Raw genomic sequence first — 16,437 nt, forward strand, 5'->3', positions numbered from 1 at the left:
GGTTCCTGCTTGGATAATGACTAATGGCGCGCGCGCGTCGACTTCTTGCCCGCGGGAGGCTGCCGCGTGCTGCGCTTGGCCTCGGCGCGGCGCTCGCGCGAAGTCGTGCCCTTGAGCGCCGCAGGCTTGGCCGGCGCCGCCCGTTTGACTTTCCGGACAGGCTCGCCCGATTCTTTGGCCGCCTTGTTCAAGGCCTTGAACGTCGTGCCCTTGACCAGGCGAAACTCGATGCGGCGGGCCTCGAGATCGACCCGTGCCACCTGAACCTGCACGGCGTCGGTCAGGCGGTAGCGGATGCCCGTTCGCTCGCCGCGCAGCTCATGCAGGGATTCGCTGTATTGGAAATAGTCGGAGCCCAGTTCGGAAACATGCACCATGCCTTCCACGAACAAGGTATCCAGCGTAATGAAAATGCCGAAGGTCGCTACCCCCGTCACCCGGCCGCTGAACACCTCGCCCACGTGCTCCTTGACGAACCAGCACTTGAGCCACGCCTCAACGTCGCGCGACGCATCGTCGGCCCGCCGTTCGCAGGCGGACAGCATCAGGCCCAGTTTTTCCCAGATGGCGTGCTCGCGCTCGCCACGCGGCAAGGCGGCCACCGACGACACATCGTCGATGGCGGGCACATAGCGCTGGCCCTTTATGATTGACTTGATGACGCGATGCGTGAGCAGATCCGGATAGCGCCGTATGGGCGACGTGAAATGCGCGTAGTGCTCGTAGGCCAGGCCGAAGTGTCCGGATTCTTCCGGGCTGTAAAGCGCCTGCTGCATGGAGCGCAAGCACATGGTCTGCAATACTTCGTGATCGGGACGACCGCGTGTTTCCTGGATGAGGCGCGCATAGTCGTGTGTGGTTGGCTCGTCGCCGCCGCCCAGGGTGAGCCCCAGGTTTCGCAGATAGTCGCGCAAGGCCTTGAGCTTTTCCGGTGTGGGACCCTCGTGCACGCGGTATAGGCCGATGCGCTTGTTGCGCTTCATGAAGTCGGCCGCGCAGGTATTGGCGGCCAGCATGCATTCTTCGATCAGCTTGTGCGCGTCGTTGCGCTCGTACGGAACGATTTTTTCAATGCGCCCCAGCGGGTTGCAGATGATCTTGGTTTCCACCGTATCGAAATCGATGGCTCCGCGCTTGACGCGCGAGCCCGACAGCAACTGGAACAGCTCGTACAGGTCCCGCACATGCGGGTATACCGAAGACATGGCCTGCGCCGCCGGCCCCGTGGGCTGCTGCAGGGCCGCCCACACGTCGGTATATGTGGTACGCGCATGCGAATGGATGACCGCGTCGTAGAACTGATAGGCGGTTACCGTGCCCGCCTTGGCGCCATTGGCCGGAATGACCATGTCGCATACCAGCACCAGCCGGTCGACATCGGGATTCAGTGAGCAGATGCCATTGGACAGGGCCTCGGGCAGCATGGGAATGACGCGGCGCGGAAAATAGACGCTGGTGCCGCGCTCCAGTGCATCGTCGTCCAGGGGTTCGCCCGGCTTTACGTAATGGCTGACATCGGCAATAGCGACCAGCAGGCGCCAGCCCGGCCGTTTGCGCTTTTCAGTGCCCAGGTCTATGGGCAGGCAAAAAACCGCATCGTCGAAATCGCGTGCATCTTCACCGTCGATGGTAACGAAGGGCAGGTCGCGCAAATCGATGCGCCCCTTGAACTCCGTCTTTTTGACGGTAGCCGGAATTTGCGCTGCCTGCTTGAGCGTGGCGTCGGAAAAGTCGAGCGGCACGTCGAACTTGCGCACGGCGATTTCGATTTCCATTCCTGGATCATCGATTTCACCGAGCACCTCCACGACTTTGCCCAGGGGCTGGGTATGCCGGGTGGGCTGCTGCACGATTTCAACAGTTACTACCTGCCCATGCTCGGCGCCGCCGGTATCGCTCGCCGGAATGAGGATATCGTGCTTGATGCGCTGGTCTTCCGGCGCAACGATGTATGCCCCGCGCTCGCGCAGAAAGCGGCCCACCAGTTTATTGGTGCGGCGCTCGACCACCTCGACAATGGCGGCCTCGGGCTTGCCCCGGTATTCGCCGTCGGGCTTGGCCAGCACGCGGTCGCCGTGCAGCACCTTGAGCATTTCGCGCGGCGAAAGAAACAGGTCGGGGCCGCCGTCGTCGCGCACCAAAAAGCCGAAGCCGTCGCGATGTCCCTGCACGCGCCCGGCGATGAATTCCGATTTGCTGGCGATGGCCAGCTCGCCTTTGGGCGTGCGTGTTATTTGGCCGTCGCGTTCCATGGCGCCAATGCGCCGTTCATAACCGACAGAAAGCGGAACCCGGGCGCCCAGGGCCTTGGCCAGCGCTTCGGGAGCAAGCGGCTTGTCGGAGTTTCGCAACACTTGAAGAATGGCTTCCCGGCTTGGCACCGCGGGATCGAAGTCGGGAGGCAGTGCTGGCGAACCAGCGGGAGCACTTGCTTGTGAACCTGTTGACGAGTTTTTTGACTCGTCTTCGCCGGATTCTTTCTTGTTTTTAGATCGTTTGGTCAAGAAGACTTCCCTTGTAAATAAAATAGTGTATAATTCTTTTCTCTTTGAGAGACAGCAGCGTTTTAAAGGGTTGTTGAACAGTTAGTTGTTGGGTTCAGTCCCCGGGGTTAAATCCCAGTAAATGCGCAAGGCAGTACATTAGCATACTCTCATTGTGCCCAGATGGCGGAATTGGTAGACGCGCATGGTTCAGGTCCATGTGCCGCAAGGTGTGGAGGTTCGAGTCCTCTTCTGGGCACCACCCTATTTTCAGGGAGCTACTACCAAAGCTCCCTAGCAGTTGAAAAAAGCCCGCTCGGCAGCGGGCTTTTTTATTGCCTGAAGCTATTCCTCGTCGATGGCGGCGAAGCTTTCCGCAAGGTGGTCCACCAGAGCCCGCACCGAGGGAAGCAGGCCGCGCCGGGTGGGGAACACGGCGTGGATGATCTCGCGCCGCGGCGTCCATTCGGGCAGTATCTTGAGCAGCGCTCCCTCGGCCAGATGGTTTTGCACCATGAGCAGGGGCAGTTGCACGATGCCCACGCCAGCTATTGCCGCGTTGCGTAGCGCAATCATGTCCGTCGTCACGAGCCGGGGAGTGTGGTGGATGACGGCCTGGACGCCGTCCGGCCCATGCAGCGGCCAGGTATAGGTTTGATGCGGTGTTCCGAGCCCGAGGCTGGGCCAGCCTTCCAGGTCTGCCGGAGACGCCGGCATGCCCAGGCGTTGGACCAGGGCCGAGCTGGCCGTCAGGCATTGCCCTCGGTCGGCCAGCACGCGCATCACGAGGTCGCTGTCCTGGAATGGCGGCGGGCGCACGCGGATTGCCAGGTCCAGGGCCTCGCCCACGACGTCGACGCGGCGGTTGGTGGCCTCCAGATGCACCGTGATCTGGGGGTGGCGATTCATGAATTCGGCCAGCATTCCGCCCACATGCACATGCAGCAGCGCAACCGGACAGCTCATGCGAATCACGCCGCGTGGTTCGGCGCGTGTGGCGTCGACCACCTCTTGCGCCGCTTCGGCTTCCACGAGCATGGCATTGCAGTGCTCGTAGAAGCTGCGCCCGACCTCCGTCATGGAAAAGTGGCGCGTCGAACGCTGGATCAATCGAACCCCCAGGCGCTCTTCCAGCAAGGCGATGCGCCGGCTGAGCTTGGACTTGGGAATATTCAACGCCCGGCCTGCCGGTGCGAAGCCTCCGTGATTCACGGCTTGGACGAAGTAGTAGAGGTCGTTCAGGTCCTGCATGGCGGCTACGGCTTCCTCTGTGGCGTCGGCAAGTGTCCCGGTTTCATCGTTCCCTGAATGGGACTCTGCGAGCTAATTTAGCACGCTACTCGCGGGTCCGTCCCGCGATTATGCTTAATCCCATGGACCAATTGGTCGGCCTGCAGGAGATGGCATGAAAAAGATTCTGGGTGTTTATAGCGCTCCGCGCGCTCATTGGGTTGGCGATGGCTTTCCCGTGCGTTCCTTGTTTTCCTACGGCAGCCACGGCAGGCAGCTCAGCCCCTTTTTGCTGCTCGACTATGCCGGCCCGCAGGATTTCGCGCCGGCAGGCAAGCCGCGCGGGGTGGGCCAGCATCCGCACCGCGGGTTCGAGACGGTGACCATCGTCTACAAGGGCGAGGTAGCGCATCGTGATTCGACCGGCAAGGGCGGGGTGATACGTCCCGGCGACGTGCAATGGATGACGGCGGGCTCGGGCATACTGCACGAGGAGTTTCACTCGCCGGCGTTCTGCCAGTCGGGCGGCCCGCTTGAAATGGTGCAGCTTTGGGTGAATCTGCCCGAGAAGGACAAGATGACGGCTCCCGGCTACCAGGCCATTCTTGATCGCGAAATTCCTGCCGTTGCCTTGCCGGACGACGCGGGCGTCGCGCGGATCATCGCTGGCGAATTCGACGGCCGCACGGGCCCGACGCATACCTTTACGCCGATGAACGTCTGGGACTTGCGGTTGAAGCAGGGCGGGTTCAGCACCTTTGAGTTGCCCGACGGCTGGGCGGCGGCGCTGGTGGTCCTGCACGGCACCGTGCAGGTGAACGACAGCGCCATCGTCCGCGAGGCGCAGATGGCCGTGCTGGATCGGGCCGGCCAAAGCCTCGTTCTGGAAGCCAATGGCGATGCCGTCGTCTTGCTGCTTTGCGGAGAACCGATAGACGAGCCCATCGTGGGCTATGGGCCGTTCGTCATGAACAGCCAGCGGCAAATAGAGCAGGCGATCGACGATTTCAACAGCGGCCGGTTCGGGGCTATGCCTGGCTAGCTGGACCGTTTCGGGCGCGGCGGATATTTGCGGGCCCGGTGCGGGCCGCTCTTTGAGGAGATGGACATGGATTTAGGACTGAAAGGACGTGTTGCCGTGGTGACGGGAGCGAGCAAGGGCGTGGGCAAAGGTGTTGCCCGCGCACTGGCCGCGGAGGGCGTCGACGTCGTGCTGCTGGCGCGGGGGCTGGACGGACTTCGGGCCGTTGCCCGGGATATTGCGGCGCAGTTCGGTGTGCAGGCGCTGCCCCTGGCTTGCGACGTCACGCAGCATGATTCTGTACGTGCCGCGGCCGAGGCGGTAAGGGCGCATTTCCCGACCGTTCATATCGTAGTCAATAACGCGGGCGAGGCCATCAAGCGCCAGGACAGGGAAATTACCTGGGACGATGCGGACTGGCTGGGCCAGGTGCAGATCAAGACGCTTGGCGCTTTGCGCGTGATACGCGAGTTCCTGCCCTTGCTGGCTCGCGACGGCACCGGCCGCATCCTGAATATTGCCGGCGCCTCGGGCGCGATGGCCTGGATGCCGGCTTTGACCTACGGCTTGAACAACGCGGCGCTGATGCACATGGCGGGCTACCTGGCGGCCGATCTGGGCAAGGAGGGCATCAAGGTCAATACCATCGTGCCCGGCGTCGTCCTGACCGAGTGGCGGGAAGTCTGGGCCCAGAACATGGCCAAGGCAGAGGGCAAGACGAAAGAGCAGTGGCTGAGCGGGTTTTGCCGGGACAAGGGGATTTTGGCCGGGCGCCTGGCCAAGGTGGAAGAGATCGGCGACATGGCGGCCTTTCTGGCATCGGATCGCGGCGCTTACGTCAATGGCGCGAAGATTGCGCTGGATGGCGGGCTTACCGTGAATGCGCGTTGAAGGCGCTGTGAGCGGGCGGTGCTGCGCCCGCTGCGTTCCGGTTCCGGCAAGGGAAATGCCTGCCGGAACGCGGACCGGCGCTTTTAGTCGGCGGCGACGAACTTGCCGTTCTTGATGGTAAGCATCATCTGGGCCTTGTTGTCGAAACCGAAGTGGTCGGTCTTGGTGTAGGTGAGGACACCTTGGGTGACCGGAATGCTGCCGTAGGTTTCCAGGGCGTCTTTGAGGGCCGTGCGGAATTCTTGTGTGCCGGGCTTGCCCTTTTTGAGCGCCATGGGAACGACGTGGCTCAGGATGATGTAAGCGTCGTAAGCGTGGGCGGCGAACTGGCTGCGCGACCCGGGGCCGTATTTCTTTTCGTAGGCGTTGACGAAGTCCACCGCCAGCTTCTTGGAGGGGTGGGTGTCGGGCAAGCCTTCAGGATACACGGCCAGGCCCGATACCACGAACGAGCCTTCCACGGCCTTGCCGCCCAAACGGATCAGGTCTTTTGAGGCGGCGCTGTGCGTTTGGTAGATTTTGCCTTTGAAACCGCGCTCGACGACCGTGGTATGAGGCATGGCGGAGCCGCTGCCCGAGGCGACGATGAGGATGGCGTCGGGCTTGGAGGCGATGGCTTTGAGGGCCTGCGCCGTGACGCTGGTGTCGGCTCGCGCGTAGCGCTCGACATCGGTCACCTTGATGCCGTTGGCTTTGGCCAGATTGGTCAGCTCGCGCAGCCAGCTTTCGCCGTAGGCATCGTTATAGCCGATGAAGGCAAAGCTTTTTACGCCGTGTTTCTTCATGTGGTTGATGACACCGCCGGCCATGACCGCCGTGGATTGGGGCAAGCGGAAGGTCCATGTGCCTTTGCCTTCGGGGAACTCGGCAGGCGCGGCTGCCAACTGCACGGTCTTGCCTTCGGCGGCGACCTCGCCCATGGCGATGGCCGGGGTGGTGGTGCTGGAGCCGATGATGACGTCGACATGGTCTTCGCTGATCAGGCGTTGCGCGTTTTTTTGGGCCTTGGCCGGGTCGCTGGCGTCGTCCAGGGTGATGAATTTGACTTTCTCGCCGGCGATGTTGTCGGGCCACAGCGCAAAGCCGCTGTTGACGGGAATGCCAAGGCCGGAAGCGGGGCCGGTCAGCGACAGATCGACGCCGATGGTGATGTCCGCGTTGGCTTGCGTAGCGGCCAGACCCAGTGCGGCGGCCAGCAGGGTTGCGTGGAATACTTTCTTCATTCTCAATCTCCTCTGTTGTGAACTGCTTTGAATTGCTTTTGTATTGCCGGTTGGGCGCAGGATTGCCCGCCCGACGGAAGTGGGCAGGATTTCGCCTGCCCGGTTCTTCATCTATTTGCGGGGATGATGACGGCCGGATCCGTGCCGTCGTACAAAGCTTCGACCTGGTCCTGGCGGTGGGTAAGCACAGCCCGTTGATTGATGGAGCCTTTGTCGGTGATTTCGCCCAGATCCAGCGAAGGGGGCCGAGTGAGGATCAGCGCGCGCGCAATGCGGGTGGCACTGCCCGTGCCTTGCCGATGCAGGCGGTCGGTCAGGTCCTGGAAGAATCGGCGTACGGCGGCGGAGGCGAGCACCTCATGGTCCGGGGCGTCGTCGTCCAGACCCGACAGCTTGCGGCACAAAGGCATATTGGGCACGATGAGCATGCCGACCTCGCGGCGGTCGTGGCCGGTAATGACGCAGTCCTGCAGATAAGGTGCGCCCTCGCGGCATATCAGGGTGCGCAGATAGCCCACGCTGACCCAGGTTCCGGTGTCGAGCTTGAAGTCTTCGGCAACGCGCCCGTCGAACACGAAGCCACGGTTGGGATTGTCAGGATCCAGCCATTTCACGGCATCGCCCGAACAAAAGTAGCCGTCTTCGTCGAAGGCCTCGGCCGTTTTGTCGGGGGCCCGCCAGTATCCGGGCGTGACGTTGGGGCCGCGATAGCGAACCTCGATCTTGTCGCCGTTGGGGATGAGCTTCAGGTCCATGCCGGGCAGCGGTACGCCTATTTGCCCGGCCAGCGCTCTTTCCTCGAGCACGAACATGGCGGAGGGCGAAGTCTCGGTCATGCCCAGGCCGGTCGTCATGATGATGCGTTCGCCGCAGGCTTTCTCGGCCGTGGCGTGCAGTTTGTCCCAGACCGGCTGGGCCAGGGCCGCGCCGGCATAGAACTGCATTTTCAGCCGGCGATAGAAGCTGGTGCGCAGGGTTTCGTCCGTTTCGAGCGCATTGGCGATTTTTTCCCAGCCTATGGGCACGTTGAAATACAGAGTGGGGGAGATCTCGCGCAGATTGCGCAGGGTGATGGCCATGCCCTGTTCGGTGGGCTTGCCGTCGTCGATGTAGAGCGTGCCGCCGTTGAACAGGATCTGCCCCAGGTTGTGGTTGCCTCCGAAAGTGTGGTTCCAGGGCAGCCAGTCGACCAGGATGGGCGGCTCTTCGGCCAGGAAGGGCCAGACCTGCAGAATCATTTGCAGATTGCTGCACAGCATGCGCTGCGTGTTGATGACCGCCTTGGGCAGCGAGGTGGAGCCCGAGGTGAACAGGAACTTGACGATGGTGTCGGGGCTGGTGGCCTCGTAGGCCGCATCCACGGCATCGGTGACCGGTGTTGCCAGCAGCGATTCGAACGTGGTGCTGGCACGCTGAGGCGCCGAGCCGCGCGTGGCGACGTACTCGACGCTGTCATCGATCGTGGCGGCGACGGCCGCCGCGTATTTTTGCGCGTCGGAAACGAAGACCAGGCCCGGGGTCAGTACCTGCACCACATGGCGCAGCTTGTCGAAATCCTTGGAAACCAGCGAATAGGCGGGAGATACCGGTGAATAGGGCACACCGACATATTGGCAGCCCAAGGCAAGAAGTGCGTGCTCCAGGTCGTTTTCGGAGAGCATCAGCACCGGCCGCTCGGGCGACAGCCCGCGGTCGAGCAGAGCCTGGCCGATGTGGCGCGCCATGTCGAGCGCTTGCGCATAGGTGATGTGGCGCCATTCGCCGGATTCGTCGCGCTTGGCGATATAGCTGCGGTCGGGGGTCTGTTTGGCCCAGTAGTGCAGGCGGTCGGTGAGGCGGCGTGGGTAATCCTGCAGAGGCACAGGCGTTCTTACATGGACTTGGCCGTTTTCGCCGGGTGTTGCCTCGACAGGCAGGGCACCAATTGCCACGCTGCGATAACGGGGTTGTGCTGTCATTTTGTCTCTCTGAATTCTTTGCCCGCAAAGGCGTTGCAACATTATTCTTCTGGCAATCAGGCGCGTGGGATCACCGCTTTCGGGATTGTTGATTTTTTGCCGCGGTTTGTAGCGCGGGCAATATGCGCCACGTTTTTTTGGAGCAGTGATTATCAACTTACCTGATACTTAGCTTATACTACACCGAGAAAAATCGACTGGCAAGTAGAATTAGCCAGGCGGCAGAATGAATAGCCAAAGGAGTTACGAGTGGACAAACCAAGCGGCATTGCCTATTTAATCGGGCGGCTCGACCATATGCTGAGCCGTCGCATACGCGACAGCATTGCTCCAATGGGGATTACCGCGGCGCAGTACACGGCGCTGTCCGTATTCCGCAAGCACGGCCAGCTTTCCAATGCGCAATTGGCCGAGCGGTCGATGGTCTCTCCCCAGTCTGCCAACGAAATGGTCAAGACCATGGAACAGCGAGGCTGGATTGCCCGGAAAGCGCCTTCGACCCACGGACGCATCATTCAAATCGGCCTGACGCCCGAAGGCCTGAACCTATTGAAGAAATGCGACGCGGCGGTCGTCGAGGTGGAGGCCGCCATGCTGGCCGAGATCGGCGAGGCCGAGCATGGGGCCTTGTATGCGCAACTGAAGACCATGGTGCGCGGACTGAGCATACTGACGCTTTAGGGTCTGCCAGCCCTGTCTTCTTGTGGAGAATCCCGGCCCGGGGGCCAGAGCTTCTGCGTCGTGATGCGCGCTCGCTCAATAATTAATGATAAATATTATTGCGAATGGTTCGCATTTCTGATAATGTAGCGGTCTGTCGTGGTTGAAACCATTCAAGGGGTGGCCTGAACGCGTTCCGGGAGTGCGTGCCGTTATAGGGATGCACTGCTCGCGCAGGCTATGCAGAGCATCCTTTCGTCTGGATTAATGAACTTTTTGCCGTTGGACGCATGCTGCATCTTCGTCTTTACCCTAAATCCCGCTCTGTACAAATCAAGCTTGCAGCCGCTGTTTGCGTAATAGGGGTGCACCTGGCCGTCATCGGCGCCATTATTGCCGCCCCGGTCAAGCCCGATATCTCGATGCCCCAATCGGACGAAATCCAGTTCGTCGAAATAGGGCCCGAGGTTGTCGATACGGCGCCCGAGCCTGAACCGCAGGCTACGCCTCCGGAACCTGTCGAGGAGCCTCCGCCCCCCGAGCCCGAACCTCAGGTGGAGCCCGATCCCGTCGAAGAGCCCACTCCGGAGCCCGAGCCCGAGCCGGTCGTCAAAGAGCCCGATCCCGAGACGATCACTGAACCGCCCAAGCCCAAACCGAAGCCCAAGCCCCGGCCCAAGCCGGTCGTCAAGCGCCACGAAACTCCCAAGCCGGACACTCCGCCCGCGCCGCCCAGCGGCGCCGCCGCGACGGTAGCTGCGCCCAAGGCGCCGACCGCGCCGCGCGACCCCAACACGCCGCGGCTCATCGGGCGCGTCGATTATCTTGGGCAGCGCCCCAGTCCCGAATATCCCCGGCTTTCCCAGCGCCGGGGCGAAGCGGGCCGGGTTGTGGTCCGGGTGCTGATTTCGCCGCAAGGCTCCGTCGCCAAGGCTACGCTGCGCACCTCGTCGGGCTATCCGCGCCTGGACGAGTCGGCGCTGAAAGCGGCGCGCACCGCGAAGTTCAAGCCATATACCGAAAACGGCATTGCCTATCCCGCACTGGCCGACATCCCATTTGATTTCGTTTTATAGGAACCACCATGTTCGATCTCGTAAACAGCGCATTGCATATCATTGCGCAAGTAGGCCAGGCGGCATCCGATGCGCAGTCGGCAGCGCCCGCAGCCGCCGCGCTGGGCAGTGCGGCCGCCCCGGCTGCTGCTGCTGCTGCTGCTGCTGCGCCGGCTTTGGCTCCGGCCGCCACCATCACGACGGAAAGCGGTATTACCCACTTCATCGCACAAAGCGATATCGTGGGCAAGAGCCTGTTCGGCATTCTGCTGCTCATGTCCCTGATCAGCTGGTATCTGATCTTCGTCAAGTCGTTCAGCAATCTGCGCACTCACCGGCATTCGCGCCGCTTCCTGAACCAGTTCTGGGCGGCCAGCTCGCTCGAGCAGGTTGAAAACGAAATCGCCACGCACGGTGCGACCGAGCCGTTTGCGCACGTGGCCAGTCATGCCATCCATGCCCGCAACCACCATGCCAAGTACGGCGCCATAAAGCTCGAGGAAAAGGGCTCGACCAGCGCTTTCGTCACCCGCATCATCCGCAAGGTCATCGACGAGGAAACCGCCAAGCTCGAGAACGGGCTTACCGTGCTGGCCTCCATCGGTTCCACCGCGCCGTTCATCGGTCTGTTCGGCACGGTTTGGGGCGTTTACCATGCCCTGATCGGCATCGGCCTTTCCGATGGCGTCAACATCAACCGCATCGCCGGCCCCGTGGGCGAAGCCCTGATCATGACCGGCCTGGGCCTGGCGGTGGCCATTCCCGCCGTGCTGGCCTACAACGCCTTCGTGCGCAACAATCGCGTCTACCTGGCGCAGCTCGATGCCTTCGCGCACGATCTGTTCACCTTCCTGTCCACCGGGCAGGCCATCGAATCCAGATCCAATATGCGCGGCATTTCGCTGGCGGCGGGCAAAAAGGACTGATCATGGCTTTCGGAAGCTTCGACAACAAGGGTGACAACCACACCATGTCCGAGATCAACATGGTGCCGTTGATCGACGTCATGCTGGTGCTGCTGGTCATTTTCATCATCACGGCGCCGCTGCTCAGCCACTCCATCAAGATCAATCTGCCGCAGGCCACCGCCCAGCCGGTCGAAATGAAGCCGCAGGTCATCGACCTTGCCGTCAATGAGGCGGGGCAGCTGTTCTGGGACGAGCAGCCGGTGCTCATGGAAAATCTGCAGCAGCGTTTCGCCGCCGAATCCGGCAAAGACCCTCAGCCCGAATTGCGCATCCGCGCCGACCTGAACACGCGCTACGAAATTCTGGCCCAGATCATGAGCAGCGCCAAGGCTGCGGGCCTGAAGAAGCTGGGCTTCATCACCCGCCCCGGCGAACACGCCGCCGCTGGCGGCAATCCCCCGGCTGCAGGCGGCAATGCTCCCGCTACAGGCGTTAATCCCGCCGTCAAGCCGTAGCGGCAGCTCAGGCTCGCCAGGCAAACCTGGCAAGCCGGTTGCCTGATTCAAGCTTCCATCCCCGACCGCCCCCAAGGCGGCGGGGATTTGTTTTCTACCGTCCGAACGCCCGCGCCCGAGACACCTTTCATCTTTCATTTTGGTCAGGCTTTCGTCAGCTTTGTAACCCCGCATCCGTTTAAGCCACCCGGCATTATTCAAAGCGGCCGGTTCGATATAGAATCACGGCATGCGAGTACTAGTTATTGAAGACGATACGACTTTGGGCCATGCCTTGCAGGAATTCCTGATGGGGCAGGGGTATGCCGTCGATTGGCTGCAGGACGGCGAGCCGGTGCTTGGCGCCGTCACCGGACAAACCTACGATCTCCTGCTGCTGGACCTGAACCTGCCCAGCATGAGCGGGCTCGATGTCTTGCGGCAGTTGCGCGCCCAAGGCCAGCAGGTTCCCGTTCTCATCCTGACGGCGCGCGACGGGGTGGAAGACCGGGTGGCGGGCCTGGATGCGGGCGCCGACGACTACGTCACCAAGCCCTTCGAGCTGGCCGAACTGGCCGCCCGGGTAAGGGCGTTCGCCCGGCGCCGCGCAGGCCAGGTGCAGCCGCTGCTCGAAGCCGGGCCGCTGGTGTTCGACAGCGTGGGCCGCGAGGTGCGCGTCAACGGGCAGCGCCTGGCGCTGTCAGTGCGCGAACTGTCCGTGCTTGAAATGCTCATGGGCCGGGCCGGGCGCGTGGTTACCAAACGCCAGATCGTCAATTCGCTGTCGGCATGGGACGCCGATTTCAGCGAGAACGCCGTCGAAGTCTACGTCTACCGCCTGCGCAAGCGCCTCGAAGGCACCGGTGCGGGCATACAGACCGTGCGCGGGTTCGGCTATCTGCTCGACGTCGAAAGTGCCGCGTAGCATTTTCAAGATGCGCGGGTATCGCAGTGATATCCGGGCGATCCGGATACGGCTCCCATGACATCTCCCTCGGTGCGGCCCGCCGCCGGAAAGCTGGCTCCTCATGCCCGATTGGCTGCATTGCTGCAGCCGGGCTCCCTGGCGCGCCATCTCATCTTGCGCCTGGTTCCTCCCGTTCTGATCCTGATCGCCCTGGACCTTATCGTGACGTGGGTCGTGACCAGCCGCATCAACCTGTCCGTCTGGGTGCTCCACGATATTTTCTGGGTGCTGCTGCTCAGCCAGGTCCTGCTGGTTTTGCTGATCGCCGGCGTGCTGATCGCCGGCGTGCGTTCGGGCCTGCGGTCCATCAATCGCTTGTCGGACGAAATCAACCAGCGCTCCATCGACGATCTGCAGCCGGTCAGCGTAGCCGGCCTGACCACCGAGATCACGCCCGTCGTGACCCGCATCAACGACCTGCTGATCCGGCTTGACGATTCGATGCAGGCGCAAAAGCGCTTCATCGGCCATGCGGCGCATCAGATCAGAACGCCGCTGAGCGGACTCAAGCTGGAGTCCGAGCTGATGCTGGCCGGCAATCTGCCCACCGACGTGCGAGAGCGCGCCGAACGGATCAAGTCGGTCACCGACCGCATGATACGGCTTGGGCAGCAGTTGCTGGTGCTGGCGCGAGCCGATTCGTCGGTTCGTCCCCAGGACAGCTTTCAAAGGCTGGACCTGGCCGAATGGGCGCGCCTGAGCGCTTCGGAATGGATTCCCGCCGCACGGGCCGGGCACGTCGACCTGCAATTGTCGGCGCCCGACGACGCCGTGTGGGTCGATGCCGACCCGCTGCTGCTCGAGGAAATGTTGAGCAACCTCATCGATAATGCATTGCGCTACGGAGCCGGGGCCACCTACATCCGCATCCAGGTCGGCGCCACGCCGCCTTCGCTGATGGTCGAGGACGACGGGCGGGGCATCGACGCCGACGACCGCGACCGGGTTTTCGAGGCGTTCTACCGTTCCCCCCGGGCAACCGCGGGCGGTTCGGGGCTGGGGCTGGCCATTGTCCGTGAAATCGCCCTGGCGCATGGCGCCTGGTGGCGGCTGGCGAGCCGTCCCGAGTTTGCCGGCACCCGGATCAACATCGTATTTCCAGGGCCCCGCAAAGGGGCCAACCTGACGAGGCACGAAGGATAGACAGCCCATCATGACAACAGAACAGAACGACGTGAAACAAGCGGGACCGCCGGGGGTGGCTGTGCTGGTCGGAGCGCTCGGCGTCGTGTACGGCGACATCGGAACCAGCCCGCTTTACACCATACGAGCATCGCTCAGCGGTTTTTCCGTGCTGGATCCGTCGCACATCATGGGCGTGCTTTCGCTGCTGTTCTGGATGCTGATGCTGGTGGTGTCGCTCAAGTACGTGACCTTGATTCTGCGCGCCGACAACCGCGGCGAAGGCGGCACGCTGGCGCTGATGGAACTGGCCGCGCGCGGCCGTTCGGGACGCAAGCGCTGGGTGCTGGTCGTTCTGGGACTTATCGGAGCCAGCCTGTTCTATGGCGATAGCATGATCACTCCCGCCATTTCCGTGCTTTCGGCGATAGAGGGCATAGGCATTGTGTCGCACACGCTGGATCCATGGGTGGTGCCCGTGGCGGTGGTCATCATCTTTGGCCTGTTCATGGTGCAGTCGCATGGCACGGGCGCCATCGGAAAGCTGTTCGGGCCCATCATGCTGCTGTGGTTCCTCAGCATTGGCGCCCTGGGAGCCTACCGCATCGTGCAGACTCCACAAATAATCCAGGCGTTCAATCCCATGTGGGCCCTGGAATTCATTGCGCAGGGCCCGTGGACGGCCTTCCTGCTGCTTGGGGCGGTGGTGCTGGCGCTGACGGGCGCCGAAACCCTGTATGCCGACATGGGGCATTACGGGCGGCCGGCGATCCGGCGCGCTTGGTTCGGCGTGGTGCTGCCCGCCCTGGTACTGTGCTATTTTGGCCAGGGCGCGCTGCTGCTCGGCGATCCCTCTGCGATCCGCAACCCCTTTTTCCTGCTGGCGCCAGGGTGGCTGCTGGCCCCTCTGGTTGGCCTGGCCACGGTGGCGACCATCGTGGCGTCGCAGGCCGTCATTTCGGGGGCGTTCTCGGTTACCCGCCAGGCCGTGCAGCTTGGCCTGTGGCCGCGCATGGTCATCCTGCATACTTCGGCCAAGGAGGAGGGGCAGATCTACCTGCCCAGGGTCAATCAATTGCTGTGCCTGGCCGTGCTGGTCCTGGTGGTGGGGTTCAAGTCATCCGAAAACCTGGCCCATGCCTACGGTTTTGCGGTAACCGGCACCATGCTGATGACATCCCTGCTGGCGTTCTCGGTGTTGCCGCGCCACAGCACGGGAGCAAAGCGCGGTTTGTGGATGGCGCTGCTGAGCGTGTTCCTGGTGCTGGATATTTTGCTGTTTTCGTCCAATACACTGAAAATCGTCGATGGCGGCTGGCTGCCGCTGGTGGTGGGCCTGGGCCTGTTCACCCTGATGCTGACCTGGAAGCAGGGGCGCGACAAAATGCACCAGACCCTGGCCGGCGATCAGCAGCCGCTCAAGGATTTCGTCGACGCCATCGAGCAATACCCTCCCGTGCGGGTGCCCGGAACCGCCGTGTTCATGAGCATGATCGTCGATACGGTGCCCCCCGCCTTATTGCACAATCTCAAGCACAACAAGGTGCTGCACGAGCAGGTTTTGTTCCTGAACGTGCAAAGCGCCGATGTGCCCTATGTGTCGTTCGACGAGCGCTATACGCTGGAAAGGCTGGGCCGCAGCAGCTGGCAGGTGGTGGCCAAATGGGGGTTCAAGCAAGAGCCCAATGTGCCGCAATTGCTGGAACTGCTGGCGCACGAACACCCCGAGCTCAATCTCGAGCCCATGCAAACCTCTTTTTTCCTGTCGCGCCAGACCATCATCGTGGTGCGCAAGCTGCCGTTCCGCATGCGGTGGCGGCGCAGCCTGTTCGCCTTCATGGCGCGCAACGCCAGCCGCAGCACGCGGTTCTACAAGATTCCGCCCAACCGGGTCGTGGAAATGGGCATGCAGCTGGAGTTGTGACGCCGTACGGGGCGCAGCGGCTTATCCGGGAATGGTAATGGTGGTTTCCCGTATGATTCCGCCGCCGTTCACGCTGCCCTTGGTTGTGGCGTTGGGGTCGCTCATGAGGGTCATGCAGTCTTGCCGCTGGCCGGCGGGCAGGCTCATGCAGCGGCGGGTGGCGTCTTCCTGGTAGGTGCTGTTGCTGTCGCTGACAAGCTGGTTATGCCTTGCGGCCTGCAGGGCGGCTCCGGCTTCTCTTTCGCAAGTGGCCTTGCTTTCCTGGGTTTGGCCGGCTTTGCAGGCGGCCATGTCCCGCTGGTATTGCGCTTCGGGGCTGTTTGTAGAGTGGCTGCCGGCGGCCAGCGCCGAGGCCGAGGCCAGCCCAAGGCCCAGAGCCAGCACGATGGAGGCGGAACGGGGCAGGATATGTTTTTGACGATTCATGGTCGTTTCCTTGAAAACGTGGCAATCATGAGGATTGGAACAGTCATGAATCAGTATAGAAGAATGCCGCCGCCC

General features: G+C 62.3%; 14 protein-coding genes and 1 tRNA gene. 10 read left to right on the plus strand and 5 right to left on the minus strand.

The genetic code is table 11. The annotated features are described in order from the left end of the window. Nucleotides 1-20 precede the first annotated feature (20 nt). On the minus strand, nucleotides 21-2,504 hold the full coding sequence (rnr, locus tag VNT00_RS12490) for a ribonuclease R (protein ID WP_414650932.1): 2,484 nt from the start codon (nucleotides 2,502-2,504) through the stop codon (nucleotides 21-23). Between the two features lie 156 nt (nucleotides 2,505-2,660). On the opposite strand from rnr, the gene VNT00_RS12495 reads away from it, so the two are divergent. Further along, a tRNA-Leu gene (locus VNT00_RS12495) sits at nucleotides 2,661-2,745 on the plus strand. An 83-nt stretch (nucleotides 2,746-2,828) separates the two neighbouring features. Here the strand turns inward: VNT00_RS12495 and VNT00_RS12500 are convergent. Further along, nucleotides 2,829-3,734: a LysR family transcriptional regulator gene (locus VNT00_RS12500; protein WP_325587932.1), complete on the minus strand. Its 906-nt coding sequence runs from the start codon at nucleotides 3,732-3,734 to the stop codon at nucleotides 2,829-2,831. A 154-nt stretch (nucleotides 3,735-3,888) separates the two neighbouring features. Between VNT00_RS12500 and VNT00_RS12505 the strand changes: the two genes are divergently transcribed. Together VNT00_RS12505 and VNT00_RS12510 are read left to right on the plus strand one after the other, a co-directional pair. After that, nucleotides 3,889-4,755 (plus strand): pirin family protein, encoded by an 867-nt coding sequence (locus tag VNT00_RS12505; protein WP_325587934.1) that lies wholly within the window; start codon nucleotides 3,889-3,891, stop codon nucleotides 4,753-4,755. Between the two features lie 66 nt (nucleotides 4,756-4,821). Continuing rightward, on the plus strand, nucleotides 4,822-5,625 hold the full coding sequence (locus tag VNT00_RS12510) for an SDR family NAD(P)-dependent oxidoreductase (protein ID WP_325587936.1): 804 nt from the start codon (nucleotides 4,822-4,824) through the stop codon (nucleotides 5,623-5,625). Nucleotides 5,626-5,708: 83 nt separating this feature from the next. Here the strand turns inward: VNT00_RS12510 and VNT00_RS12515 are convergent, their stop codons facing one another. Then, nucleotides 5,709-6,848, minus strand: a complete 1,140-nt coding sequence (locus VNT00_RS12515) for an ABC transporter substrate-binding protein (protein ID WP_325587938.1) — start codon at nucleotides 6,846-6,848, stop codon at nucleotides 5,709-5,711. A 107-nt stretch (nucleotides 6,849-6,955) separates the two neighbouring features. Further along, a complete protein-coding gene (locus tag VNT00_RS12520) occupies nucleotides 6,956-8,806 on the minus strand; it encodes a feruloyl-CoA synthase (RefSeq protein ID WP_325587940.1) in 1,851 nt (616 codons plus the stop codon). A gap of 249 nt (nucleotides 8,807-9,055) precedes the next feature. On the opposite strand from VNT00_RS12520, the gene VNT00_RS12525 reads away from it, so the two are divergent. The 7 genes from VNT00_RS12525 (at nucleotide 9,056) to VNT00_RS12555 (ending at nucleotide 15,936) form a co-directional block, all read left to right on the plus strand. Continuing rightward, the gene (locus VNT00_RS12525; protein WP_325587942.1) at nucleotides 9,056-9,487 is read left to right on the plus strand and encodes a MarR family winged helix-turn-helix transcriptional regulator; all 432 of its coding nucleotides are present in this window, start codon (nucleotides 9,056-9,058) and stop codon (nucleotides 9,485-9,487) included. A 269-nt stretch (nucleotides 9,488-9,756) separates the two neighbouring features. Next, a complete protein-coding gene (locus tag VNT00_RS12530) occupies nucleotides 9,757-10,542 on the plus strand; it encodes an energy transducer TonB (protein ID WP_325587944.1) in 786 nt (261 codons plus the stop codon). 8 nt (nucleotides 10,543-10,550) lie between these two features. Then, a complete protein-coding gene (locus VNT00_RS12535; RefSeq protein ID WP_325587946.1) occupies nucleotides 10,551-11,447 on the plus strand; it encodes a MotA/TolQ/ExbB proton channel family protein in 897 nt (298 codons plus the stop codon). A 2-nt stretch (nucleotides 11,448-11,449) separates the two neighbouring features. After that, entirely contained in the window at nucleotides 11,450-11,944 is a 495-nt protein-coding gene (locus VNT00_RS12540) for an ExbD/TolR family protein (RefSeq protein WP_325587948.1), read from the plus strand. 229 nt (nucleotides 11,945-12,173) lie between these two features. After that, nucleotides 12,174-12,848, plus strand: a complete 675-nt coding sequence (locus VNT00_RS12545; protein ID WP_325587950.1) for a response regulator transcription factor — start codon at nucleotides 12,174-12,176, stop codon at nucleotides 12,846-12,848. Between the two features lie 57 nt (nucleotides 12,849-12,905). Further along, a complete protein-coding gene (locus VNT00_RS12550; protein WP_325587952.1) occupies nucleotides 12,906-14,033 on the plus strand; it encodes a sensor histidine kinase in 1,128 nt (375 codons plus the stop codon). Between the two features lie 10 nt (nucleotides 14,034-14,043). Beyond that, entirely contained in the window at nucleotides 14,044-15,936 is a 1,893-nt protein-coding gene (locus VNT00_RS12555; protein WP_325587954.1) for a potassium transporter Kup, read from the plus strand. Nucleotides 15,937-15,957: 21 nt separating this feature from the next. On the opposite strand, the gene VNT00_RS12560 is transcribed toward VNT00_RS12555, so the two are convergent. After that, nucleotides 15,958-16,362, minus strand: coding sequence for a hypothetical protein (locus VNT00_RS12560; protein ID WP_325587956.1), 405 nt, complete (start codon nucleotides 16,360-16,362; stop codon nucleotides 15,958-15,960). Between the last annotated feature and the right edge of the window lie 75 nt (nucleotides 16,363-16,437).

The sequence above is a fragment of the Eoetvoesiella sp. genome (assembly GCF_035555955.1).
Classification (GTDB): Bacteria; Pseudomonadota; Gammaproteobacteria; order Burkholderiales; family Burkholderiaceae_B; genus Eoetvoesia.

Excerpts from the sequence above, each read along its gene's own strand:
- VNT00_RS12520 (WP_325587940.1), bottom strand. The coding sequence starts at position 8,806 with ATGACAGCACAACCCCGTTATCGCAGCGTGGCAATTGGTGCCCTGCCT.
- VNT00_RS12535 (WP_325587946.1), top strand. The coding sequence starts at position 10,551 with ATGTTCGATCTCGTAAACAGCGCATTGCATATCATTGCGCAAGTAGGC.
- VNT00_RS12560 (WP_325587956.1), bottom strand. The coding sequence starts at position 16,362 with ATGAATCGTCAAAAACATATCCTGCCCCGTTCCGCCTCCATCGTGCTG.
- VNT00_RS12545 (WP_325587950.1), top strand. The coding sequence starts at position 12,174 with ATGCGAGTACTAGTTATTGAAGACGATACGACTTTGGGCCATGCCTTG.
- VNT00_RS12540 (WP_325587948.1), top strand. The coding sequence starts at position 11,450 with ATGGCTTTCGGAAGCTTCGACAACAAGGGTGACAACCACACCATGTCC.
- VNT00_RS12550 (WP_325587952.1), top strand. The coding sequence starts at position 12,906 with ATGACATCTCCCTCGGTGCGGCCCGCCGCCGGAAAGCTGGCTCCTCAT.
- VNT00_RS12505 (WP_325587934.1), top strand. The coding sequence starts at position 3,889 with ATGAAAAAGATTCTGGGTGTTTATAGCGCTCCGCGCGCTCATTGGGTT.
- VNT00_RS12515 (WP_325587938.1), bottom strand. The coding sequence starts at position 6,848 with ATGAAGAAAGTATTCCACGCAACCCTGCTGGCCGCCGCACTGGGTCTG.
- VNT00_RS12555 (WP_325587954.1), top strand. The coding sequence starts at position 14,044 with ATGACAACAGAACAGAACGACGTGAAACAAGCGGGACCGCCGGGGGTG.
- VNT00_RS12510 (WP_325587936.1), top strand. The coding sequence starts at position 4,822 with ATGGATTTAGGACTGAAAGGACGTGTTGCCGTGGTGACGGGAGCGAGC.
- VNT00_RS12530 (WP_325587944.1), top strand. The coding sequence starts at position 9,757 with ATGCTGCATCTTCGTCTTTACCCTAAATCCCGCTCTGTACAAATCAAG.
- VNT00_RS12500 (WP_325587932.1), bottom strand. The coding sequence starts at position 3,734 with ATGCAGGACCTGAACGACCTCTACTACTTCGTCCAAGCCGTGAATCAC.